We start from the raw sequence: 22,396 nt of genomic DNA, 5'->3' as shown, positions 1-22,396 counted from the left end.
AATCTTTACGCTAAAGAGATCCCATTAGTAGTTGTGCAACGCAATTTCCGAGGGAAATCTTAGTAAACTTAACCTCTTCATAAATCTTAAAGCTGAAAATTTCCAAAGTTTATTTGAATTAATCTCTCGAAGATTTAGTTGCGCAGATTTTTTTAAAACCACAAAGTCAATATTTTCTGCCTGATAAATATGTTTTTTCACATAAAAGTCACATAAGTTGAAGTTAAAATCTTTGTGCTAAAGAGATCACATTAGCTTTAGCGCCAAGCAATTTTCCGAAGGACATCTTAATGAGCTTAATTGCTTCACAAATCTTAATGGTGAAATTTTCACGTTTTATTTTTGAATTTCTATTTCGCAGATTTAACAGATTGCGCAGATTTATTTTAACAAAAAAGCCACGAAAATTTCGTGGCTTTTTATTTATTTCTATTTAAAAGTTCTATGCTCCGTATGGAATCCAGATGTTTTTAATTTCTGTTGCATGTCTTAAGAATTCCTGACCTTCACCATGTTTTGGATTCAACCAGTTTCTATATTTACCGAAATTCACCCAAGAACGTTTCATAGAATCGGTGGATAATAATTCGATATTTCTACTTCCTTCTGCAGTTCCGAAATACCAAATTCCTTCAACATTATAATGTTTGGCGAGTTCGTTGGCTAATTCTTCTTTTGGACCAGTAATGATATTTACGGTTCCAGCAGGAACATCTGATGTTTCTAAAATCTGATAGAAATCCGTTGCTGAGAAAGGATGTTTTTCAGATGGAATGACCACTACTCTATTTCCCATCGCAATCGCTGGAATTACGGTAGAAATAAATCCTAACAACGGATTTTCATCCGGGCAAATAATCGCCATTACTCCAATTGCTTCCGGCATTGCTAAAGTTACCATTCTTTGAACGGTAGAATGCGCTGCTCCATCGTACTTGTCAGCGTAAGCCGCATAGGTATAAATTCTTTCAATTGATTTCTCAACCTCATCTTGTGCAGATTCTAAAGATTGATTCGTCATTTCAACAATTCTTTCTGCAAATTCTTCTGAACGAATTGCTAAATTTTCTGCGATATAATATAGAACTTGCGCTCGTGCATGACCAGTCATTCCGCCCCATGATTTTTCTGCGTGTGCTGCTTCAACTGCATTTCTAATATCTTTTCTGTTTCCTTCTGAAACTTCACCAATATATTCACCAAACGCGTTTTTGATTTCCGTACTGTAACCTCCATCCGGACGAGCTTGTTTTCCACCAACGTACATCTTTGTAGTACGGTCGATTTCTGCTAAAGTGTTTTTTACTTTTTTAGCATCTTTCGGTTTTTCAGTTTTCGGCAAAATTGGTTTTGAAGTAAATTCTGCTTCCACTCTTGGTTTCATGTATTCATGCAAACCTTCTTTTCCTCCTTCTCTACCGAAACCTGATTCTCTGTAACCACCAAACCCTGCCGCAGCATCAAACTGATTCGTACAATTGATCCAAACGCTTCCGGCTTTAATTTTCGGTGCGGTATCTAAAGCCAAATTGATATTTTCTGTCCAGACGCTTGAAGCCAAACCGTATCTTGTATTATTCGCCAAAGCAACGGCTTCAGAATGCGAACGGAAAGTCATGGCGACTAAAACCGGTCCGAAAATTTCTTCCTGCGCAATTACTGCGCTTGTTGGAACATCGGTAAATAAAGTGGGTGGATAAAACCATCCATTTTCTGGAAGTCCATTTTTCGGTTGATAAATCGTACAACCTTCATCGATTCCAATTTGAACCATATCTTTAATGGTTTTCAATTGAATTGGATCTACAATAGAACCCATATCAACTACTTTGTCCATTGGATCGCCGATACGTAAGGTTTCCATTCTTGCGCGAAGTTTTTTGTAGAAAACTTGTGAAACTGATTCCTGAATTAAAAGTCGAGAACCTGCGCAACAAACCTGTCCCTGATTGAACCAGATCGCATCAACAATTCCTTCAACTGCAGAATCTAAATCGGCATCTTCAAAAACGATGAAAGGAGATTTCCCTCCTAATTCTAATGATATTTTTTTGCCTGTTCCGGCAATATTTGTTCTTAAGATTTTACCAACTTTAGTAGAACCTGTGAAAGCAACTTTCTGAATATCTTTATGATTAACCAAAGCATTTCCGGCAACGGTTCCGCGACCGGTTACAATATTGATAACTCCTTTTGGCAATCCGATTTTCTCACAGATTTCTGCAAAAAGCAAAGCCGTTAAAGACGTATATTCTGCGGGTTTTAAAACGACGGTATTTCCCATGGCCAAAGCTGGAGCGACTTTCCAAGAAAGCATCATTAAGGGAAAATTCCACGGAATGATTTGTCCGACAACGCCGACTTCCTGATAATCTCTGAATTCGGTATCCATCAATTTTGCCCAACCTGCATGATGATAGAAATGTCTGGCAACAATTGGAATATCGATATCACGGGTTTCGCGAATTGGTTTTCCGTTGTCTAAAGTTTCAAGAACTGCAAACAATCTTGAGTGTTTCTGAATTTGTCTTGCAATCGCATATAAATATTTTGCACGTTCGAATCCACCGATTGCAACCCATTCCGGTAATGCTTTGTTGGCAGCTTTCACTGCTTTGTCAACATCGGTTTCGTCGGCTTCGGCAATTTTTGCTAAAAACTCTTTATTAGAAGGATTGTTGGAATCCATGTATTTCTTAGCGTTTGGTTTTACCCATTCTCCTCCAATAAATAAGTCGAAACTTCGGTTATGATTTTCTAAAAATTCCACAGCAGCAGCTGCACTTTCTGGAGCGGGACCGTAAACCATGGTGTCGTATATTTCTTTGATTTCCATTATGTTGATTTGATAATGTGATAATTTGGTAATGTGATGATGTGGTAATTTTAACCACAAAAGTCACAAAAGTTTTTATTTTTTTTAAGTTTTTCAAAAGAGCAAAAAAGGATTGTGTATTTGCTCTTTTGAAAATCTAATTTTTTGTATTTCTAAGCTTCTTTCAATTCTTTGTTCCCATTGCGCCCCGGCTTGAACGGAGCTCTTTTTGTGTAACGAAGTGAAACAAAAAAGCGGGAGTGGAAGACGGAAATGTGCGCCCTACTTCGACAAGCTCAGTAACCGTACTTCGACAATCTCAGTATGACGATTACGCCATCGGATGTCTGAATCCTGCGCTGTATCTTCCGGTTACGTAATGTTCTAATTGTCGCTCGATGTCGCCTAATAGAGAACTTGCACCGAATCTGAACAAGTTTGGAGTTAACCAGTCGTTGCCTAATTCTTCTTTTAATAAGATCAAATAATCGAGCGCTTGTTTTGCTTTTTGAATTCCGCCAGCTGGTTTGTAACCTATTTTTACTCCGGTTAATTCGTAATAATCGCGAATGCAACGGATCATCACCAAACTCACCGCTAAAGTTGCGTTCACCGATTCTTTCCCAGTAGAGGTTTTGATAAAATCTGAACCGGCCATCATTGCAACCCAAGACGCTTTTGCTACTTTGGTGTAGGTTGGAATTTCGCCTGTTGCGAGAATGGTTTTCATATGAGCATCGCCACAAGCTTGTCGACACAATTTTATTTCGTCGTATAGTTCCTGCCATTTTGATTCTAAAACCAAATCACGGGAAATTACAATATCGATTTCAGTTGCTCCGGCTGCGACGGATTTTTTGATCTCTGTAATCTTATCTTCAAGGGAAATTTTACCTGCAGGAAATCCTGTAGAAACTGCAGCGATAGGAATTGAAGTTCCTTTTAAAGCTTCTTTGGCAAAGGGAATTAAGTTGTGATAAACACAAACTGCTCCTGTCGTCAAATTGGCATTTTCCATTCCTAAGATTTGTAAAACATCTGCACGAACGGGATTTTTCGCCTTTTCACATAAACGCATCACGTTTCCGCGGGTGTCGTCTCCGGCCAAAGTGGTCAGGTCAATCATTGAAATTGCTTTGAGCAACCAAGCTGCCTGAAATTCTTTTTTTACGCTTCTACGTCCGCCTAAAGTGGCGACGCGTTTTTCAACTGCACTGCGATTAATATTGATTGCATCAAAATATTTGGTATTAAAAGGCAATCCTTCATTGCGCACTTCACTGTGATTTTGCATAGGAATTGTATGATTTTTTTCTAATGTCTTTTGCATGAATTATGAGGTTTGATTAGAAAATATATTTGCATTAATTATAGAATGTAAATTTAACCAATTATCACCGAACGAATGTTATGCTTTCTGAAAAAGTGAAAGCAAAAAAAGTATCCTTCTGCTGAAGCATACTTTTTATGGAGGACAAAATTACCGATAAATTAAATTTATACTTTAAGTTGTCTGCTAATACTTTGTTCTAAAGAGATGAAAGTTTCTGTTCTTGTAACTCCTTTTAATTTTTGAATCTTGTTAAGAATTTCCATTAAGTGATCATTATCTCGGCATAAAACCTTTAGAAATATGGTGTAATTTCCTGTGGTATAATGCGCTTCTACAACTTCGTTAATTTCATTGAGCGCTTTAATTGCATCGTGATAATGACTAGGCTGTTCCAAAAACACCCCAATAAATGATACTACTTTGAAACCTATTTTTCGGGGATTAAGAAAAGAGATTGAATTCTCTATAACGCCCGCCTGCTCTAACTTCTTGATTCTTTGGTGTACCGCTGTAGTAGAAATTCCTACGTTTTTGGAAATGTGAGCCAAAGAGGTTTTCGCATTATCCATCAACATATAGATAATCTCTTTATCTATCTTATCTAAATGATATTCGGCATTAATTGCATTTTTCATTTTTGAAGAGTTTTTCTGTTTAATTAAAAAAAATTTAGGCCTTACTGGTTTTTTAATAATACCGTCAATATAGGAAAGTGATCGCTATAACCTCCTAAATATCGGGAACCAGCGTATGTTCTGAAAGGACGTCCAGCAAAATTCTTATCCCAATTGCTTAGTTTTTCATGATTGAAAACTTTTGCCTCTTTAAATAGAAGTGGATAATTGGAATTAAAAAAGTTATTAGACAAAATCATTTGGTCAAAAAGTAAGCCACTTTTGTAATGAAATGTAGAAAATTTTTCATTTTTAAATAATTCGGCGGAAGGATTAACTAAAATTTTATTAAAATCATTATCATAAATGAAATTAGCTATCATTTCCTCATCAGGATTTTCATTGAAATCACCGCACATGATTACCGCTTCTCCCGTGCTGGAAATTAATTCTGAAACTTTTTTATGCAAGTCTTTGAGAATATATTCGCGCTTAGGTTTATTGACATCTTTTTCTCTTTTCGATGGCAGATGTAAAACGAAGACATTCATAATTACGTTCAGATATTTTACTTTAGAAAACAAAACATCTCGTGTCGTGTCATAGTATTCTGAATGTTCATTTTCGACAGCGAAGAGATAGGAAATCGGTTCGGAAGAAATAATTTCGATTTTACTTTTATCGTACAAAAGTGCTACATCTACTCCTCTCTCATCCATCGACTCGTAATGCACGATTCCGTAATTGGAATTGAATGGATCTAATTTCACCAATTCTTCCAATGGCTTTTTACCCTGAACTTCGGAAATGCCAATTAACATCGGCAATGATTCTTCGCTTTCCAATATCAATTGAAAAACCTGCGCGATTTTAAAAAGTTTATTTTGGTATTTTCTTTCGTCCCAATTATTCAAGCCAGACGCTGTAGGATCTAGTTTATGAATGCTTGGAGCATCCGGACTAAATAAGTTTTCTACATTATAGAAAGCAATTAATTCTTTTTCATCTTTATTTCCCATTCTAAAAACTATCTGCTTTTTTATGATTATTTACTTATTAAATAAGTGATTACGTTTTATTTAATCTAAAATATCTGGTCTTTTTTCTAGAGTTATTCTCATTGCTTCATCGTGTAGCCATTCTTCAATTTTCTTTGAATTGCCACTTAACAAAATTTCGGGAACTACTAAACCTTTATATTCAGAAGGTCTTGTATAGATCGGCGGCGACAGAAGATTATCCTGAAAACTATCGGTCAAGGCTGATTGTTCATCATTTAGAACGCCAGGCAATAGTCGAATGATCGAATCTGCTAAAACACATGCGGCTAATTCACCACCTGTAAGTACATAATCGCCGATCGAAATCTCTTTTGTGATATGCAAGTCCCGAACTCGCTGATCAATTCCTTTATAATGACCACAAAGGAAAATAAGATTTTTCTTAATCGAAAGCGTGTTGGCAATCTTTTGAGTTAATGTTTCTCCATCGGGCGTGAGGTAAATAATTTCGTCGTAGTCGCGCTGACTTTTCAATTCAGAAATACATTTATCAATCGGCTCAATCATCATCACCATTCCTGCGCCACCTCCATAAGGCTCATCATCAATCTGCTTGTGTTTTCCGATGCTCCAGTCTCGTAATTGATGAAAGTGCACTTCTGCCAAACCTTTCTGCACTGCTCTTTTCAGAATTGAAGTTTGGAAAGGACTTTCCATTAATTCTGGTAAAACACTTATAATATCTATTCTCATTGTTCCGTATTGTTCTTTTTATTAGGAATAATTATTAACCTTAATGAAGAATCTCTGTTAATATAACTCCACATCCAGTTGAAGAAAACTGCCAGTTTATTTCGCACACTTAAAATAAGCATCAAGTGCAAAAACATCCAAAAATACCAGGCCAGTACACCTTGGAATTTGAAATTGGGCAAATCAACTACAGCTCGATGTTTTCCTATCGTTGCTAAACTTCCCTGATCTTTATATTCATATTCTTTCCATTCTTTGCCAGAATTTAAAAGAATATTTTTTGCTAAATTTTTTCCCTGATTAATAGCGACATTCGCAACCTGAGGATGACCAGCAGGATATAATGGCGTTTCCATATAGGAAATATCGCCAATCGCGAAAATATTTTCATAACCAAGAATCCGATTATAGCGATCTGTTTTGAATCTATTTCTGATGATTATTTCAGGATTTAAACCATCGATAATATTACCGGTAACTCCGGCTGCCCAAATCACATTATTAGATGGAATTGTATTTCCACTTTTCATGAAAACCTTATCACCATCGTAATCGGTCACCATTTCTCCTTTCATAAAAATGACACCCAACTCTTTTAAATACTCTTCAGATTTTTGTTGAGCTTCTTCACTCATAACGCCCAACGGCATTTCTGTAGAACTTATTAAAATAATTTTTAAATCACTAAAATTCATGTGTGGATAATCACGTGGCAAAATATCTTTCTTCATCTCCGCGAAAGCACCTGCCAACTCTACTCCAGTGGGTCCGCTTCCTACGATAACGATATTCCAGTTTCCATCATCGCTTCGTTTTTTTTCGATAATTAATCGCTCAAAAGTCAACAGAACGTGATTCCTAATAGCAATCGCTTCCTGCGTATTTTTCATTCCAAAAGTCAAATGCTCCATTTTAGCATTACCAAAGAAATTGGTTTTACAACCTGTGGCAATTACCAATTTATCATAAGTGAATTCTGCTTCTGCCGTGACGATTTTATTTTCCTCAGGAATAATTTGTTGTACTTCGGTTAAGCGAAATTGAATATTACGCGAGCGCTGGAAAATTTTCCTGAAAGGAAATGAGATATTACTTGGCTCAATTCGCCCACAAGCAACTTGATAGAAAAGTGGCTGAAACATATGATGGTTCACTTTGTCGATGACAATCACTTTTTTCCTTTTATTATTAAGGGATTTCGCAAACTGTAAGCCGGCAAAACCACCACCAATAATTACTATTTTTTCGCGTGCTTCCATAGGTACAAAATTACGGAATTATTTATTTATATTAATTCTAAATAACAATAATAAGTTCAAAAAAAATCCTTGAATAAATTCCAAGGATAATAATTTTATTGTTTTACGATCTGGGTGACTTTCTGAGTGTTGTCACTTAAGACATATCTCATCAGGTATTTTCCAGGTCGTAGTTTATCTAATCGAATTTCTTCCGAATTTTTATTGATCTGATACTCTGCCACTTGCATTCCTAAAATGGAATAAAAAGTAACTGATTTTATTTTTAAAGAAGCATCTTTAGATTTAACCATTATAAAATCACGGGCAGGGTTAGGATATGCAACCATAACCGCATCATCTGATTTCTGATTGCTTATCATCGAAACTCGGTCTACAGACTGCGCGGAAACTTTTTCCGAAAAAACTGTTAAACTGCCGATGAATATTACAAAAAACAATAAATTTTTCACCTATAATAATTTTATTTTAACGTATATCCTTACAAAAGTAAGAAATTGAATTTGAAATTCAATAGTTTTTTCGCAAAACTATATTTAAATTTGCAGTCGTTAAATCAAATACTATTCCAAAAGATGATCATCTATTCAAGAAACCGAAGATTACGAACAACTGCCGCTATTAGAGCACTTGTTCAGGAAACTACCCTGACTACTAATGATTTTGTAATGCCTATTTTCGTAATGGAAGGCGTTAACAAACAAGAACCTATCTCGTCGATGCCAGGAATCTTCAGGCGAACGTTAGATCTTACGGTGAAGGAATGTCAGGAATTATATTCTCTTGGTGTGAAAGCGGTCAATTTGTACATGAAAGTTTCTGAGGATTTGAAAGACAATACAGGAAAAGAATCATGGAACCCAAATGGTTTGATGCAAAACACGATTAAAGCCATTAAAGATGCAGTCCCAGGAATGGTGATTATGCCTGATGTTGCTTTGGATCCCTACTCGATATTCGGTCACGACGGAATCATCACCAATGGAAAAATCGATAACGATGCCACCAACGACTCATTAGTGAAAATGTCAGTTTCATTGGCAGAAGCGGGAGCAGATATTGTCGCACCAAGCGACATGATGGACGGACGTGTTGCTGCAATCAGAACTGGTTTGGAAGAAAGCGGTTTTACTGATGTCGGAATTTTAAGCTACGCTGCGAAATATGCGAGCTCATTTTACGGACCTTTTAGAAACGCCTTAGATTCTGCACCGAAAGAAAATGTAGAAATTCCAAAGGACAAGAAAACCTATCAAATGGATTTTCATAATTCCAGAGAAGCCATTGACGAAGTTCTAAAAGATGTTGCTGAAGGAGCAGATATCATCATGATTAAACCGGGAATGCCTTACTTAGATATTGTAGCCAAAGTTCGTGAGGTAATTGATTTACCAATCGCTGTATACAACGTAAGTGGAGAATATGCGATGTTAAAAGCTGCAGCTCAAAATGGCTGGTTGGATAATGACAAAGCAATTATCGAAAGTTTAACTTGTATCAAACGTGCGGGAGCAGATATGATCTTCACGTATGCGGCGAAAGAAGCGGCAATTTTATTGAATCAATAAAAGAATTTAAATATAAAAAAAGAACTTCTAAAATATTAGAAGTTCTTTTTGCTTTTAAAACCAGGCTTTTTTATTCTGAACATAAGTTCTGTCGAACTGCTCATCACTCATGGTTATATAAATAATTCCTTCGATAAAAGGAATCACACTTGCAATTCCACAGGTACAAATATTTAAAACAATCTGTATAATTCCTTCTTTCATGTAACCCAAGTAAAATTTATTCGCTGCAAAAGGACTAAGCAACAGACCCAAAAGTCCGGCTGCAAGTTTCTTTTCTGAGCGATAATTATTGGGAGTTTGCGATGATTGAGGATCGTTATAACCGTAAGTTTCCATATCTGCAATTTTTAGTTTAATTATTTAAACATAAGTATGCAATTACGCTTCGACGTTACAATTAACTCAAACTTTTCCTAAATAAAACAAACCAATGCATTTCTGATTTTCTTCTAAACCTAGAAAGTTATTCAGATGATTAATCATTCCCGGCGTACTCCAATAACAACCAACTTCATTGGCTGTTGCAGTGAGATACATATTTTGAACAGACATCGCGGTTGCTGCTATTTCTTCCCATTCTGGAACTAAACCACTGAAATTCACACAAATCGTAACGATTGCATTCGACATTGATACTTTGTCAGAAATGTCAAGATATTTCTTTTCCAGAAAGGTTTCAGAATTTGCCGTTTGTTTGTAGATTTCTGCCAGTTTCGCTCCCAATTGATTTTTCTCTTCACCACGAAAAACTTTTAACCTCCAGGGTTTTGTTCGTTTATGACTCGGTGCAAAGGTCGCAGAATTCAAAATTTCAGCCAGAACTTCTTCATCAATTTCCTCCGTCGAATACGATTTTGGGAAAATACTTCTTCTTGTTTCTATGATATTTTTTAATACTTCTGCTTTCTCCATTGATGAGTTAAATTATTTTTAATTAAAGATTACCAGACTTGCTCGATAACCTGACTGATATTATTAAGGGTAAAGGAATCGCCAACCCGTTTTCCAAACATTATTTTCGCCATTGGACTTTCTTCCGAAATCGCATAAAACCGATCGCCTTCAAAGAAAAACTCTCCCAAAGAAACTGAAATAAAAAACCTCGCTTTATTAGTGAAAACAATCGAACCCAATTGAATTCTCTCTGAAGTTTTTTCTGAAATCTTAGCTAAATTTCTTTTCAAATCCTTTAATGAAGCCATTTGCTTTTGCATCTGATAAATCTCTTCCTGCATTTCTTCACGAATGGAATCATATTTAGAAGTCTTTTTTACCTCACGACTTGCTTCCAAGGTGAACTCTAAAAAATTATCCAGTTTTTGAATCTTTTGTGCAATAATTTCTTTGACGTAAGTGCGAACTTCACTTTTCACGATGATATTCTTCTGCATATCACTTCCATTTTTTAATAAAGATAAAAATTCTTTTCAAATAGAATCGATCAAAAAATCAATTGTAAATTGAAAAGAAGATTACATTTTCAATCGCTGACGCGTCGCTTCAAAAAGAATCGCACCACAAGCAACGGAAACATTTAAAGATTGCGTTTTACCTTCCATCGGAAGTTTTATTTTCTCATCTGAATGATGTAAAACTTCTTTAGAAATTCCAGTTTCTTCATTTCCCATTACGATTGCACACGGTTGTGTAAAATCTACATCGTAATATAATTTCTGTGCTTTTTCAGTTGCAGAAAAAACCTGAACGCCTGACTGCTGAAGAAAATCAACGGTATGTGCTAGATTTTTTTCTTTACAGATTATAATATTATACATCGCTCCAGCGGAAGTTTTAATCGCATCAGAATTCATCGGCGCTCCACCTTTTTCCGGAATAATAACAGCATCAACTCCGGCGCATTCTGCAGTTCTGCAAATTGCTCCAAAATTTCTAACGTCAGTCAATCGGTCCAAAATTAAAAGAAACGGCGTTTTACCAGCTTCGAAAAGTTCAGGTAAAATATTTTCAATAGAATGAAAAGGTACATCAGAAATAAAAGCAACAACTCCCTGGTGATTTTTTCTCGTAAAGCGATTCAATTTCTCAATAGGAACAAAATTCGGTCTGATCTTGTATTTCGCCAGTAGTTCTTTTAATTCATAATAAATATCTCCCTGTAAACCATTTTGCAAAAATACTTTATCTACGGTTTTCCCGGCTTCAATTGCTTCAATTACTGGGCGTAACCCAAATATAAAATCGTCTTTCATAAGTTCTTTAAAATTAAATACTCAAGGTTCTATTTACGTTCCTCACCTTGAAATCGGAACGGTTTTATTTTTTAAAATTGCTCTCCCAGGATTGCTCTTTTTTGAGCCATTGCATATCCCAGATGCAAGCTTTCGTGCATGTTGTTAAAGATAATAGCGTCTTGAATATTCTTCAAATCCAATCCAAAACTGGTGGTATAAGAAGTATAATCCGGAAAGAAATCATCGTCATAATCTTTCATTAAAACCTTTGAAGTTTCTGTCAACAGAAAAGCCAGGTCATCCACTTCTGATTGCTGAACATCCAAATTAGGAAGCGTACCTTTTTTATAAGTTTCAATCCAATATTTGTCAATACGGAACGGATTTCCACTGAGGTAATAATGCAATAATTGCTGTGTCGCCACGGTGTGCGCAATGTTCCAGTAAATGTTATTATTGAATCCATCCGGAATCAACAATAAATCTTTAGTGGAAGTATTTTGCAGGATTTCTAAAAGGTTTCGTCGAACTTGACGGTGCGCCTGAAAATGATAATTCATTTCGCTATTATTTTAAGGGTCAAAAATAGGTTAATTAACTGAAAATGACAAGAATTTCGCTGAGTTTCATTAATATACGTTCACGATTTAACGTAAGAAATCAAAGAATTAAAAGTCATTTTAAGCCCTATCTATTTATCATTTATTCATCTATCCAAAATCGCCGCTTCTTGACCTAGAACCTAGAAGCGATAAGGTTTAACAAACTTTAACTTAGTATTGGCATTAATTGTGTTGACTGGTCTGCGTATTTAATGGAAATTTACACTTTAAAATTCTACAAACACTATGTCAGAACTCAATCAAGCTGAAGATATTAGACAGTTAACCGAAAAAGTAAGAGAACAAAATTACTTTTTTTCACTTTTAAAACAGGAAATCAACAAAGCAATTATCGGACAGGAATACATGGTAGATCGTTTATTAATCGGTCTTCTTGGTAATGGTCACGTGTTGTTGGAAGGTGTTCCAGGACTGGCTAAAACGTTAGCAATCAAAACTTTAGCAGACGCCGTACACGGTGCTTTTTCCCGTATTCAGTTCACACCAGATTTACTGCCTGCTGATGTTGTTGGAACGCAGATTTACAGTATTAAAGACAATGATTTCTCCATAAAAAAAGGACCAATCTTCGCCAATTTCGTTTTGGCTGATGAAATTAACCGTGCGCCTTCAAAAGTGCAGTCGGCATTATTAGAAGCGATGCAGGAAAAGCAAGTAACCATCGGTGATGAAACAATGCCACTTCCAAAACCGTTTTTAGTTCTGGCTACTCAAAACCCAATTGACCAGGAAGGAACTTATCTTTTGCCAGAAGCACAAAGCGACCGTTTCATGCTGAAATGTACGATTACTTATCCTGATTTCGAAGACGAAAGAAAGATTATGAAAATGATTGCATCGGGACATTCTCCTGAGATAAAACCAGTAATTACTTTAGATAATGTTACAGAAGCAAAGAAATTAATCAACCAGATTTATTTGGATGAAAAAATTGAGAAGTACATTCTGGATATGGTTTTCGCAACCCGTTTCCCAGATCAATATGGACTTTCAGATTTGAAAAGTTATATCAGTTTTGGAGCCTCACCAAGAGCTTCCATCAATTTATCGATTGCAGCACGAGCGATGGCTTTCTTGAAAAACCGTGCTTTCGTTATTCCAGAAGATGTGAAAGAAATTGCAAAAGATGTTTTGCGTCACCGTATCGGTTTAAGTTTTGAAGCGGAAGCTGAAGAAATTACTGCTGATCAAATTATCGAAAAAATATTGGGTAAAATTCAAGCACCTTAAATATAAACGATAAATAATGATTGATAATCTATTTTTTAATTCAATCATTAATCATCAATTATTTGAAAAAAATGCAGATTAAAGACGTCATCAAAAAAGTAAAACAAATTGAAATCCGAACTCGAAAGAAAACGGAAGCTACCTTGATGGGTCAATATCACAGCGCTTTCAAAGGTCAGGGAATGACTTTTTCCGAAGTTCGCCCGTATCAGTTTGGCGATGAAATCCGTAGAATAGACTGGAATAAAACTGCCCGTTTCCGCGAACCATTTGTAAAAGTAATGGAAGAAGAACGGGAATTGACCATGATGCTGTTGGTCGACATTTCCGCCTCAATGAATTACGGAACACAAACTCAGTTAAAAAGAGAATTCGTTGCTGAGATTGCAGCAAGTTTAGGTTTTTCCGCAGCCGGGAACAATGATAAAGTCGGTTTGATTTTATTCGCCGACAAAGTATATAAAGTAATTCCACCTCAAAAAGGAAGAAAACATATTTTAGCAATCATCAGCAACATTCTTTCCGCAGAATATGTTCCTGCAGAAGCAAAAATTGATAAAGCGTTAGAATATATGATGAGTGTTTTCAAAAAGAAATCATTGATCTTTATGTTCTCCGATTTCGAAGATTCGTATGATTTAAAAATGCTGAGAGTTGCCTCGCGTAAACATCAATTATTAGGTTTAAGAGTTTTTGATCAAAAGGATAACGAAATCCCAGATATTGGTTATGCTCTTTTTACCGATGCAGAAACCGGAAAACAAATTTGGGCAAATACCTCCAACGCAAGATGGCGCTATAATTTCGCCGAACAGCAAAAACAAAAAGTAAAAAACGTAACCGAAGATTTCGAAAGTTCATCGGCAGGTTTTATTAATATTAATACTGGCGAAGATTACTCCAAATTTTTGTATCAATATTTTAGAAAAAGATAAGTTTTGAAAAGAATACAAATCATCCTATTTTTACTGATTAGTGCCTTTGCATTTTCGCAAACCCTAAGCTCCAAGCTTGATAAGCAGACTTTAGCTTTGGGCGAACCCGGCAATTTGCACATTCACATTTCAAATTTACAGGCAAAAGATGTTTTGTCTGCACCGAAAAACGAACTCCTTCCTTTTCATTTTGAAGAAATAAAAGACAGCATCAATAAGCAAGCTGACACGTACGATCGCATCATCGAATTTGCGGTTTACGAAGAAGGAAAATTCACCATTCCGGCACTTGACTTTAGAATTAACGGCCAGTTGCTGAAAACAATTCCTTACGATATTGAAGTCATTAACACTGCGCAAAAAGACGACAAGATTAATGATATCATGAAGAACAAAGAGGTTCACCTCGACGTTCAGGATTATTGGCAAATGTACAAATGGTATATTCTAGGAGTACTGATTCTTTTAGCCGTAATTTTCATCATTTATCAACTCATCAAATATGGACGAAGAAAAAAATCCGATCCAATCGTGATGACCAACCAAACTTTAAAGGAGTTAGAAAAGCTGAAAAAGAAAAATTATATCGAAGACGGAAACTACCGATTATTCTATGTAGAATTATTGGATATCACAAGAAAATTCATCACCAAACAATATAAGATTCCGGCAGATGTATTACTGACAGACGATTTAATTGATGTCATTAAATTAAACAATACCATTTCCGCAGAAAACGAAAAAACAATAGAAGACATATTTTTAAGAGGAGATCTTGTAAAATTTGCAAAGGTTTTTCCAGATCAACAAAACATGCAGGATGATTTCGAGCAAATGAAATCTTTCGTAAAACGCTCTTCCAAAGATTTGGAGGTTGAACAATTAAGAACTGGAGTATAAAAAATGATGACATTGGATTTTTTAAATTTCGAATTATACAGCCCGTGGTTCTTATTGCTATTTGCGGTTTTCATTCCTTTGATTATTCGCGATATAGCCAAGAAAAAACGCTCCGGAATCACCGTTCCTTCCACTCAAAAAATGGAAGAAAACAAATCGATTCTCTTCGTTTTATTTCTGCTGAAAATTTCAAAATACATTATTCTTTCTTGCCTAATTATTGCGATGGCAAGACCACGAACATTTACGATTTCGCAAGATCAAGATGACAGCAAAGGAATCGACATCATGCTATCAGTCGACGTTTCATTGAGTATGCTGGCCAAAGATCTAGAACCCGACCGCTTAACAGCACTACAAAATATTGCAAAAAAATTCGTCAATAGCCGACCTGGCGACAGAATCGGATTGGTGACTTACGCCGGCGAAGCATTTACCAAAGTTCCCGTAACATCCGATCACGCCGTGGTTATCGATGAACTTGATCACCTTAGCACATCAGAATTAACACAAGGAACAGCGATTGGTGAAGGACTTTCCGTAGCGGTCGCTCATTTAAAAAATAGCAAAGCGAAATCTAAAATCATCATTTTAATGACCGACGGAGTCAGCAATGTTGAAAACGCAATGCCTCCGCAAGTCGCTGCAGAGTTGGCGCGCGCCAGTGGAATCAAAGTATATTCCATCGGGATTGGCACCAACGGTTACGCCTTGATGCCGACGCAGCAGGATCTTTTTGGCGACTTGGTTTTTACCGAAGAGAAAGTTCAAATCGACGAACCGGTTCTGCGCGAAATTGCGCAAACAACGGGTGGCAAGTACTTCCGTGCTTCATCCAACCAAAGTTTAGAAGAAGTATATGACGAAATTAACAAGCTCGAAAAGTCCGAATTAAAAACGACCAAACTCTATAATTACCAGGAATATTTTAGAAATTTCCTGTGGATTGCCTTAGCCATTTTGATGTTGGACGCTTTGTTGCGCTGGGTTTTCTATAAATTTTTAAGTTAAAATAGAGATGAATATTTTTAGGAGCACCAAGGTTTTAGCTTTTTACAAGAGCAGTCCCGCTGTCCACTATATCCCAATCCGCAGCAATGCCATCGCTTTTGGGGATGCCGTTTCCATCGGGGCTAGAACTTCAGGCATTTTTTCTTTCGAAGGAAACTTAAAAGAGAAAAGAGATTTCAATAACTTATAAAACAGAGATAAAGTCAAATACTTTTTTGCACTTTTGACAAACTAAAAAATAGAACTTTTGTGACTTTGTATATTAAGCAAATCAAATCGTTACAATATTCAAAAAATAAAATGAACTGGACTTTAGGAAATAACTTATATTTAATTCTGTTGCTGCTTTTGCCGCTGCTCGGAATCATCATGATTTCTTATCTCAAATGGAAAAATCAGCGAAAGAAAATTTTCGCCGAAGCAAAATTTCAAGACGAATTATTCGAGAAAAAAACTGGATTTACAAAAGTTCTACCGATTCTTTATTTGCTTGCGACTTTATTTTTAGTCTTATCAATCGTTGATTTACTGAGTGGTTCCGAAGAAGTAAAATCAAAACAGAAAATGAACAACGTCATTTTTCTACTCGATGTTTCTAATTCGATGAATGCACAAGATGTTGCACCCAACCGTTTAGACGAAGCCAAAAACATCATCATCAACACGATGGAAAAAATGAAAAACGACAAAGTCGGAATCGTTGTTTTCGCTGGTGATGCCAACTCAATCATGCCTTTAACAACCGATTTCACTGCGGCCGAAACTTACCTTGGTGGCGTAGAAACCAATATCGTAAAAATACAGGGAACTGACTTTTTAAAAGCAATGAAAACCGTTGTAGACAAATTTAAAAACATTCCCAAAGGTGCCCGACAAGTCGTTCTATTGAGCGATGGTGAAGATAATGAAAGCAATGAAAAACCTGCTGCAAAACTTGCCGCCAAAGAAGGTATCTCGGTCATCACGGTCGGAATTGGTTCTGAAGAAGGTGCACCGATTCCAGAATATGTTTTCGGTCAATTGATGGGATATAAAACCGACATCCAAGGAGAAACCGTAATTTCCAAAAGAGAAACTCAAGCTTTACAAAATATCGCCAACAAAACAAATGGAACTTACGTAGATGGAAATAATCTCGAAAATGCGACGACTCAAATTATTGACGGATTACGTAAAAGCGCAACTTCGTCGGAAACGATGGTTAAATCAAATAATGCAATTCACTACTATCAATATTTCTTAGGCGTTTCAATCTTGCTCTTTCTTGTTATATTTCTTCTGAATCCCAACCGAGACTTCAATATTTGATTCAAAACCAAGACATTCAGCCGAATTTAACCGAAATTTAACTATTCCATCCATAGACTTTAACAAATAAAGGAATAATTTTGCAGTGATGAATCTGAATTTACTTTTTTCCACGTTTCTTATAGCGTTTGGCTGTTCCCTGTTTTCTGCTCAAGAAAATTATAAGACATTAGTCTTCAAAGGAAATCAGCAATTCGACAAAGAAAATTACGAATCCTCTTCTTCGAAATATATGGAAGCTGTACAACTCAACGACAAAGAGTTTATGGCTCACTACAACCTGGGCAATTCTCTTTACAAAAGAAAAATGTACGAAGAAGCAAAAGCCGAATTCGAAAAAGCCGAAAAACTTTCTACTACTATTCCCGACAAAAGTGCTGCGCTCTATAATTTAGCGAATACTTATATGCAAACTGAAGATTCCAAAAAAGCTGCGGAACTTTACAAACAAGCATTAAAGCAAGATCCTTATAATGAAAGCATTCGTAAGAATTATGAAATTGCAATGTTGAAAGAAAAACAAAAAGAAGAACAGAAAAAACAAAAAGACAATTCTGGTGGCGGCGGAAACGACCAGAATAAAGACAAAAACAAAGGTCAGGATAAAGGAGATCAACCTCAGAAAGAAGCCGGAAACGGACAACAAAATAAAGGAAATGGCGAAGGGAAAGATCCCAATGAAAATAAAAACAGCAATGCCGATCAAATGCCCAAAGATTTAGAAGATGCGCTTTTAAACCGTGTTGGGAATAAAGAACGGGAAACCGCTAAGAAAATTCTAAACAAAAACTCTTATTCGATGCCAGAAAGCAACGAAAAGGATTGGTGATGAAACAACAACTGTCCTACATATTATTTATATTCTCTGCGGTATTCACTTATGGTCAGGTTACTTTGGCAATTTCTGATGTTAAAGATCAAAGAGTAAATCAACGTTTCACCTTAACAATACTTCTTGAAATTAGTGGTGAAAATATGGAGCAGCAAACTCCGCTGCAAATGCCAGATCTTTCAAAATTCGACATTATTGGAACTGCATCTGACAGAAATACAATAGTTTTAGATGCCAAAAAAGGAGATGTAATTAATCAATTGGTCTATCAATGTGTCCTTTCACCAAAGCAAGTTGGAAAAGTCAAAATTGGCTCTGCTTTGGTTACCGTCAACGGAAAAATTTATAAAACTGAACCGTTTGATATTAATGTTCGAGACAGTGATAGAAGTAATTCCGTAGCTGATAATTCTGATCGAAATAACATGTATTTGAATTTAGAAGTTCAGGATAAAGTAGTTTATAAAAATGAACCAACAATTGCGATTCTCCGCGCTTACAGTCGCAACTACGACAATTTCAGAAAATTAGGAAAACTGCATTTTCCTTATCAACAAAATGCAAATATAAAACCGGTAAGCTTTGCGAAATCTGACATTGAATCCAACGCTGGAATGGCTTCACAAGTGATCGGAGTTTTCATCATATTTCCTTCGGAGACAGGAAATGTTGAAATTAATCCTATTTCAGCTTCTTTTGCTAACTCCTCAAAAGACAACAGAATTTCTTCGAATAAGGTTCAACTGAATGTAAAGAAACTTCCAGTTGGAATGCCAGGACATTTCAAGAATGCAGTTGGTCAGTTTACCGTTGATTTATTTAATCCAATCACCGATATCATTCCAGAAATCGAAAAACCTTTGCATATTATTTTAAAAGTGGCAGGTTCGGGAAATCTGGGAAGTTTGCATTTACCAAAAATTCTAAATTCTTCTGATTATGTTTTCTTCCCGCCGAAAATAACCTCGCAAACCATCGCTAAAAAGAATGGACTTTCTGGCTTTGTAAGCGCGGAATATATTATTGTTCCAAAAAAATCAGGACCGATTTCTATTAAGTTTGAAGATTTCTCTTACTTCGATCCTGAAACCAAAAAATATTCTGATTTGGGCTCTAAAGAATTATTGATTAATGTAAAAACTCCAGCACAAATTGCTGAAGAAAAATCAACTTTAGAAAAAGTAAATGACTATACGAATACTGTTTTAGAAACTGTAAACACGCCAGTTTTACAAACCCAAAACTTTAAAGTAAAAGATAAAAATAAAATCGACTGGAAAATTGTTATCGGTAATTTAGCACTGTTGATGACTTTCATTTCTTTATTTTTAATTGTTCTGAAAAGAAGAGAAAAGAGAAAATTAAAACCTCAGCTTATTTCGAGTCCAATCACCACAATTGCTGACACGGAAGAAGTTATTAGAAAAAACCTCAATAACCACTTCGAGGAAAGTATTGAATATTTAAAAATTCTAAAAGATAATAAAGATTTCACCAATTTCTTTTCGGCTTACACTGAATTGAATAGAGAGACGAAAGAATCCTATTATGCAAATACCGATTCAGATTTCAGAACTATTTTAGAACAAACTAAAGGTCAACAAATTTCGGAGCAATACAGAACACTTTCGGAGCGAATTCAGATCGAAAAATTCGCGCCACTTCATTCTGAAGAGCAGATGAATGACCTGTACAACTCGATTCATATCTTATATTCAGAAATTAGCAAATAATGATTTATTTTTCATATTTTTGCGAAATTAATAATTTCAACCAATGTTAGAACATTTCTCCATCAAAGAAACCCTTACTGCATCGATGATTCTCTTTGCTGTTATCGACATTATCGGTTCAGTACCAATCATCGTTGGTCTAAAAAAGAAGTTTGGTAAGATTGAAGCCGAACGCGCTTCTATCGTTGCAGGAGTTTTAATGATTGCATTTCTTTTTATCGGAAATAAAATTCTAAAACTCATCGGCGTAGATGTGAATTCATTTGCGATTGCTGGAGCTATTGTAATTTTCGTCATCGCCTTGGAAATGATTCTCGGTATTGAAATTCAAAAGAATACAGAATCGAAGTCTGCATCGATTGTTCCCATTGCATTTCCATTGATTGCAGGAGCTGGGACATTGACGACTACTCTATCTTTACGTGCTGAATATCATGATATCAATATCATTGTAGGAATTGTAATCAATACAATTTTCGTATATTTGGTGCTGAAATCAGCGAATTGGTTAGAGCAAAAATTAGGGGACGGAACGCTTCAAGTTTTACAAAAAGTTTTCGGAATCATTCTTCTTGCAATTTCAATCAAGTTGTTTACAGCAAACTTCGCACAACTTTTCTCAACGTATGTTAAATTTTAATATTTATAAAAATGCAACTGTTCTATAAAATATTCTTAGCGCTTTTCATCGTATTTATCTGTGTAAACCTTTACGTTATCGAATGGAATCTAGGATTTCTTGCAGAAGAAAACTCTACTTTCATCCTATCAATGTCTGCAGCAATCGTTGGTATCATCGTGGTTTTTATCATGCATACCTTGAGCAGACTTGCGGTTAAAAAGTAAGTTCCATCTTAAGAATTTAAATCTTTACTCTTTTAAACAGCAAAAGAGGCAAAAGACATCTGTAAAAATGATGTAAACTAAAGTTTAGCAAACCTTCTTTCTAATAAACTTTTACAAACTTTTGCGTGCTTAGTTTGGAAGAACGACTTCTTGTAAATTATCCGTTTTTAAATTATTTATTTCCGGCGAAACACGGTGAATCTTGGATTTGCAGTAAAAAGCAATTTTGGAGCAATTGATTAATTCCATTGTATAGTTCTGTTATATCCCCAACTTCCGACACGAATTATTTTTCCGTAGAATAGTGCGATAAACAGTAAAATAATAATTACCACTAAGACTATATACCAATACTTTTTCTTCATTTTAGAACCGCATCACATCTTTTACAACTCCATTATTTTGGGTATGCTGCACTAATTCTTTAATAATAAATTCTTGAATTTTTTCTTCATCTCTATTACTTGGGAAAAGCAAATGTACGTTCGCACCTGCATCTAGAGTAAAGAATAAAGGAAGGTTCGTTTCTTTTCGGAATCCCCATATTTTATTAATGACGGCTAAAGTTCCCGTTTGCATCAAAATGAATGCGGGCTCGCTCATCATCATCATCGCGTGCAAGGTCAGCGCTTCATGTTCAACCATTTTAATAAATACTGTCATATCCCCGTTTTTCAAAATCGTTTTCAGACTAGCGAAATTCTCATGGGCTTCCTGAAATCTTCTTTCTGCATACGGATTCGTATTCATCAAACCATGACCAACTGTAGAACTCACCGATTTCTCACCTTCGTGAATGAGTAAAACCCAATCGTTGAAACTTCTGAAAACTTCATGAATTTCTTCATTCGGATAGCGAACTGCAAATAAATCAGAACTTCCGGAAACCTCTTTGGTTTCTCCCCAAACAACCAATCCGGCATACAAGCTTCTGCAAGCACTTCCGCTTCCTAAACGAGCCAGAAAGCTTGCTTTTCTCAACGACGAATCTTCATCAGTTTGTCCCGAAAAAGCTTTATCTAAATTCATTAAGCATTTTGCAATCGCTCCAAAACCGGAAGCAGAACTTGCAATCCCAGAACTGTGTGGAAAAGTATTTTCTGTTTGGATGATATATTTGCCTTTTAAAATCCAGGGCAAATACCGTTCAATATTTTTAAAATATTTCTCGATTTTCTCAGCAAATTTCAATTCTTCTTTTCCAGCTAAAAAAGTCTGAACAGAAAACGGTTCATCAGCGATAAACTGCATTTCTGTATTTGTTTTACACAGATTTAAAGTATAACTAATACTTGGATTTGCTGGAATCTGGTTTTCATATTTCCCCCAATATTTGATCAAGGCAATATTAGAAGGACAAGATTCGTTGACTTTCTGATTAGAGATTTCGAAGTTTAAATTTCCTGAAAATTCGTTCATATTCTATTTCTAATTTACTTT

Annotated in this window: 24 protein-coding genes; 10 read left to right on the top strand and 14 right to left on the bottom strand. The window is 35.7% G+C overall.

Annotated elements, in window-relative coordinates:
• Positions 1 to 442 precede the first annotated feature (442 nt).
• The 7 genes from Q73A0000_RS16115 to Q73A0000_RS16085 form a co-directional block, all read right to left on the bottom strand.
• Positions 443 to 2,836, bottom strand: a complete 2,394-nt coding sequence (locus tag Q73A0000_RS16115; RefSeq protein WP_193811921.1) for an aldehyde dehydrogenase family protein — start codon at positions 2,834 to 2,836, stop codon at positions 443 to 445.
• Positions 2,837 to 3,146: 310 nt separating this feature from the next.
• Positions 3,147 to 4,145: a deoxyribose-phosphate aldolase gene (deoC, locus tag Q73A0000_RS16110; RefSeq protein ID WP_193811920.1), complete on the bottom strand. Its 999-nt coding sequence runs from the start codon at positions 4,143 to 4,145 to the stop codon at positions 3,147 to 3,149.
• Positions 4,146 to 4,312: 167 nt separating this feature from the next.
• Complete coding sequence (locus tag Q73A0000_RS16105) at positions 4,313 to 4,783, bottom strand: Lrp/AsnC ligand binding domain-containing protein (protein WP_193811919.1); 471 nt, start codon at positions 4,781 to 4,783, stop codon at positions 4,313 to 4,315.
• Positions 4,784 to 4,824: 41 nt separating this feature from the next.
• Positions 4,825 to 5,781, bottom strand: a complete 957-nt coding sequence (locus Q73A0000_RS16100) for an endonuclease (protein WP_193811918.1) — start codon at positions 5,779 to 5,781, stop codon at positions 4,825 to 4,827.
• A 60-nt stretch (positions 5,782 to 5,841) separates the two neighbouring features.
• Entirely contained in the window at positions 5,842 to 6,516 is a 675-nt protein-coding gene (gene trmD / locus Q73A0000_RS16095) for a tRNA (guanosine(37)-N1)-methyltransferase TrmD (RefSeq protein ID WP_193811917.1), read from the bottom strand.
• Positions 6,513 to 7,775 (bottom strand): NAD(P)/FAD-dependent oxidoreductase, encoded by a 1,263-nt coding sequence (locus Q73A0000_RS16090; protein ID WP_193811916.1) that lies wholly within the window; start codon positions 7,773 to 7,775, stop codon positions 6,513 to 6,515. The genes trmD and Q73A0000_RS16090 overlap by 4 nt, the downstream gene beginning before the upstream one ends.
• 95 nt (positions 7,776 to 7,870) lie before the next feature.
• Positions 7,871 to 8,227 carry a T9SS type A sorting domain-containing protein gene (locus Q73A0000_RS16085; RefSeq protein ID WP_244140761.1) on the bottom strand — a complete coding sequence of 119 codons (357 nt, stop codon included), beginning with the start codon at positions 8,225 to 8,227 and terminating at the stop codon, positions 7,871 to 7,873.
• Between the two features lie 123 nt (positions 8,228 to 8,350).
• Here Q73A0000_RS16085 and hemB point away from each other — a divergent pair, with 123 nt between their 5' ends.
• Complete coding sequence (gene hemB / locus Q73A0000_RS16080; RefSeq protein ID WP_193811915.1) at positions 8,351 to 9,343, top strand: porphobilinogen synthase; 993 nt, start codon at positions 8,351 to 8,353, stop codon at positions 9,341 to 9,343.
• Positions 9,344 to 9,397: 54 nt separating this feature from the next.
• Here the strand turns inward: hemB and Q73A0000_RS16075 are convergent, their stop codons facing one another.
• The 5 genes from Q73A0000_RS16075 to Q73A0000_RS16055 all read right to left on the bottom strand — a co-directional run bounded on the left by Q73A0000_RS16075 (position 9,398) and on the right by Q73A0000_RS16055 (position 12,098).
• On the bottom strand, positions 9,398 to 9,682 hold the full coding sequence (locus tag Q73A0000_RS16075) for a TM2 domain-containing protein (protein WP_193811914.1): 285 nt from the start codon (positions 9,680 to 9,682) through the stop codon (positions 9,398 to 9,400).
• A gap of 66 nt (positions 9,683 to 9,748) precedes the next feature.
• On the bottom strand, positions 9,749 to 10,258 hold the full coding sequence (locus Q73A0000_RS16070) for a nitroreductase (protein ID WP_193811913.1): 510 nt from the start codon (positions 10,256 to 10,258) through the stop codon (positions 9,749 to 9,751).
• Positions 10,259 to 10,287: 29 nt separating this feature from the next.
• On the bottom strand, positions 10,288 to 10,737 hold the full coding sequence (locus tag Q73A0000_RS16065; protein WP_193811912.1) for a hypothetical protein: 450 nt from the start codon (positions 10,735 to 10,737) through the stop codon (positions 10,288 to 10,290).
• Between the two features lie 81 nt (positions 10,738 to 10,818).
• Positions 10,819 to 11,556 carry a 23S rRNA (guanosine(2251)-2'-O)-methyltransferase RlmB gene (gene rlmB / locus Q73A0000_RS16060; RefSeq protein ID WP_193811911.1) on the bottom strand — a complete coding sequence of 246 codons (738 nt, stop codon included), beginning with the start codon at positions 11,554 to 11,556 and terminating at the stop codon, positions 10,819 to 10,821.
• A 71-nt stretch (positions 11,557 to 11,627) separates the two neighbouring features.
• On the bottom strand, positions 11,628 to 12,098 hold the full coding sequence (locus tag Q73A0000_RS16055) for a DinB family protein (protein WP_193811910.1): 471 nt from the start codon (positions 12,096 to 12,098) through the stop codon (positions 11,628 to 11,630).
• A gap of 288 nt (positions 12,099 to 12,386) precedes the next feature.
• Between Q73A0000_RS16055 and Q73A0000_RS16050 the strand changes: the two genes are divergently transcribed.
• From Q73A0000_RS16050 to Q73A0000_RS16010, 9 genes are all read left to right on the top strand, one after another.
• Positions 12,387 to 13,391: an AAA family ATPase gene (locus Q73A0000_RS16050; RefSeq protein ID WP_193811909.1), complete on the top strand. Its 1,005-nt coding sequence runs from the start codon at positions 12,387 to 12,389 to the stop codon at positions 13,389 to 13,391.
• Between the two features lie 71 nt (positions 13,392 to 13,462).
• On the top strand, positions 13,463 to 14,326 hold the full coding sequence (locus tag Q73A0000_RS16045; RefSeq protein ID WP_193811908.1) for a DUF58 domain-containing protein: 864 nt from the start codon (positions 13,463 to 13,465) through the stop codon (positions 14,324 to 14,326).
• Positions 14,327 to 14,329: 3 nt separating this feature from the next.
• Positions 14,330 to 15,226 carry a BatD family protein gene (locus Q73A0000_RS16040; protein WP_193811907.1) on the top strand — a complete coding sequence of 299 codons (897 nt, stop codon included), beginning with the start codon at positions 14,330 to 14,332 and terminating at the stop codon, positions 15,224 to 15,226.
• A 3-nt stretch (positions 15,227 to 15,229) separates the two neighbouring features.
• Entirely contained in the window at positions 15,230 to 16,237 is a 1,008-nt protein-coding gene (locus tag Q73A0000_RS16035) for a vWA domain-containing protein (RefSeq protein WP_410504118.1), read from the top strand.
• A 300-nt stretch (positions 16,238 to 16,537) separates the two neighbouring features.
• Complete coding sequence (locus Q73A0000_RS16030) at positions 16,538 to 17,545, top strand: vWA domain-containing protein (protein WP_193811906.1); 1,008 nt, start codon at positions 16,538 to 16,540, stop codon at positions 17,543 to 17,545.
• 88 nt (positions 17,546 to 17,633) lie between these two features.
• Complete coding sequence (locus Q73A0000_RS16025; protein ID WP_193811905.1) at positions 17,634 to 18,374, top strand: tetratricopeptide repeat protein; 741 nt, start codon at positions 17,634 to 17,636, stop codon at positions 18,372 to 18,374.
• Entirely contained in the window at positions 18,374 to 20,110 is a 1,737-nt protein-coding gene (locus Q73A0000_RS16020; protein WP_193811904.1) for a BatD family protein, read from the top strand. The genes Q73A0000_RS16025 and Q73A0000_RS16020 overlap by 1 nt, the downstream gene beginning before the upstream one ends.
• 43 nt (positions 20,111 to 20,153) lie before the next feature.
• Positions 20,154 to 20,750 (top strand): MarC family protein, encoded by a 597-nt coding sequence (locus Q73A0000_RS16015; protein ID WP_193811903.1) that lies wholly within the window; start codon positions 20,154 to 20,156, stop codon positions 20,748 to 20,750.
• Positions 20,751 to 20,761: 11 nt separating this feature from the next.
• Positions 20,762 to 20,956, top strand: a complete 195-nt coding sequence (locus tag Q73A0000_RS16010) for a hypothetical protein (protein WP_193811902.1) — start codon at positions 20,762 to 20,764, stop codon at positions 20,954 to 20,956.
• Between the two features lie 239 nt (positions 20,957 to 21,195).
• Here Q73A0000_RS16010 and Q73A0000_RS17120 read toward each other — a convergent pair whose 3' ends face one another.
• Positions 21,196 to 21,321: a hypothetical protein gene (locus Q73A0000_RS17120; RefSeq protein WP_262892923.1), complete on the bottom strand. Its 126-nt coding sequence runs from the start codon at positions 21,319 to 21,321 to the stop codon at positions 21,196 to 21,198.
• Between the two features lies 1 nt (position 21,322).
• Complete coding sequence (locus tag Q73A0000_RS16005; protein ID WP_193811901.1) at positions 21,323 to 22,375, bottom strand: diphosphomevalonate/mevalonate 3,5-bisphosphate decarboxylase family protein; 1,053 nt, start codon at positions 22,373 to 22,375, stop codon at positions 21,323 to 21,325.
• Positions 22,376 to 22,396 lie beyond the last annotated feature (21 nt).

Source organism: Kaistella flava (ex Peng et al. 2021), assembly GCF_015191005.1.
In the GTDB taxonomy this organism is placed as follows: Bacteria; Bacteroidota; Bacteroidia; order Flavobacteriales; family Weeksellaceae; genus Kaistella; species Kaistella flava.
Note: the sequence above shows the minus strand (reverse complement) of the source record. Positions and strands in the feature narration are given on the sequence as shown.

Coding starts and splice junctions, on each gene's coding strand:
- Q73A0000_RS16015 (WP_193811903.1), top strand. CDS start 20,154: ATGTTAGAACATTTCTCCATCAAAGAAACCCTTACTGCATCGATGATT.
- deoC (WP_193811920.1), bottom strand. CDS start 4,145: ATGCAAAAGACATTAGAAAAAAATCATACAATTCCTATGCAAAATCAC.
- Q73A0000_RS16090 (WP_193811916.1), bottom strand. CDS start 7,775: ATGGAAGCACGCGAAAAAATAGTAATTATTGGTGGTGGTTTTGCCGGC.
- Q73A0000_RS16035 (WP_410504118.1), top strand. CDS start 15,230: ATGATGACATTGGATTTTTTAAATTTCGAATTATACAGCCCGTGGTTC.
- Q73A0000_RS16055 (WP_193811910.1), bottom strand. CDS start 12,098: ATGAATTATCATTTTCAGGCGCACCGTCAAGTTCGACGAAACCTTTTA.
- Q73A0000_RS16030 (WP_193811906.1), top strand. CDS start 16,538: ATGAACTGGACTTTAGGAAATAACTTATATTTAATTCTGTTGCTGCTT.
- Q73A0000_RS16075 (WP_193811914.1), bottom strand. CDS start 9,682: ATGGAAACTTACGGTTATAACGATCCTCAATCATCGCAAACTCCCAAT.
- Q73A0000_RS16070 (WP_193811913.1), bottom strand. CDS start 10,258: ATGGAGAAAGCAGAAGTATTAAAAAATATCATAGAAACAAGAAGAAGT.
- Q73A0000_RS16010 (WP_193811902.1), top strand. CDS start 20,762: ATGCAACTGTTCTATAAAATATTCTTAGCGCTTTTCATCGTATTTATC.
- Q73A0000_RS16050 (WP_193811909.1), top strand. CDS start 12,387: ATGTCAGAACTCAATCAAGCTGAAGATATTAGACAGTTAACCGAAAAA.
- Q73A0000_RS16105 (WP_193811919.1), bottom strand. CDS start 4,783: ATGAAAAATGCAATTAATGCCGAATATCATTTAGATAAGATAGATAAA.
- Q73A0000_RS16045 (WP_193811908.1), top strand. CDS start 13,463: ATGCAGATTAAAGACGTCATCAAAAAAGTAAAACAAATTGAAATCCGA.
- hemB (WP_193811915.1), top strand. CDS start 8,351: ATGATCATCTATTCAAGAAACCGAAGATTACGAACAACTGCCGCTATT.
- Q73A0000_RS16020 (WP_193811904.1), top strand. CDS start 18,374: ATGAAACAACAACTGTCCTACATATTATTTATATTCTCTGCGGTATTC.
- Q73A0000_RS17120 (WP_262892923.1), bottom strand. CDS start 21,321: ATGAAGAAAAAGTATTGGTATATAGTCTTAGTGGTAATTATTATTTTA.
- Q73A0000_RS16065 (WP_193811912.1), bottom strand. CDS start 10,737: ATGCAGAAGAATATCATCGTGAAAAGTGAAGTTCGCACTTACGTCAAA.
- Q73A0000_RS16025 (WP_193811905.1), top strand. CDS start 17,634: ATGAATCTGAATTTACTTTTTTCCACGTTTCTTATAGCGTTTGGCTGT.
- trmD (WP_193811917.1), bottom strand. CDS start 6,516: ATGAGAATAGATATTATAAGTGTTTTACCAGAATTAATGGAAAGTCCT.
- rlmB (WP_193811911.1), bottom strand. CDS start 11,556: ATGAAAGACGATTTTATATTTGGGTTACGCCCAGTAATTGAAGCAATT.
- Q73A0000_RS16005 (WP_193811901.1), bottom strand. CDS start 22,375: ATGAACGAATTTTCAGGAAATTTAAACTTCGAAATCTCTAATCAGAAA.
- Q73A0000_RS16115 (WP_193811921.1), bottom strand. CDS start 2,836: ATGGAAATCAAAGAAATATACGACACCATGGTTTACGGTCCCGCTCCA.
- Q73A0000_RS16100 (WP_193811918.1), bottom strand. CDS start 5,781: ATGGGAAATAAAGATGAAAAAGAATTAATTGCTTTCTATAATGTAGAA.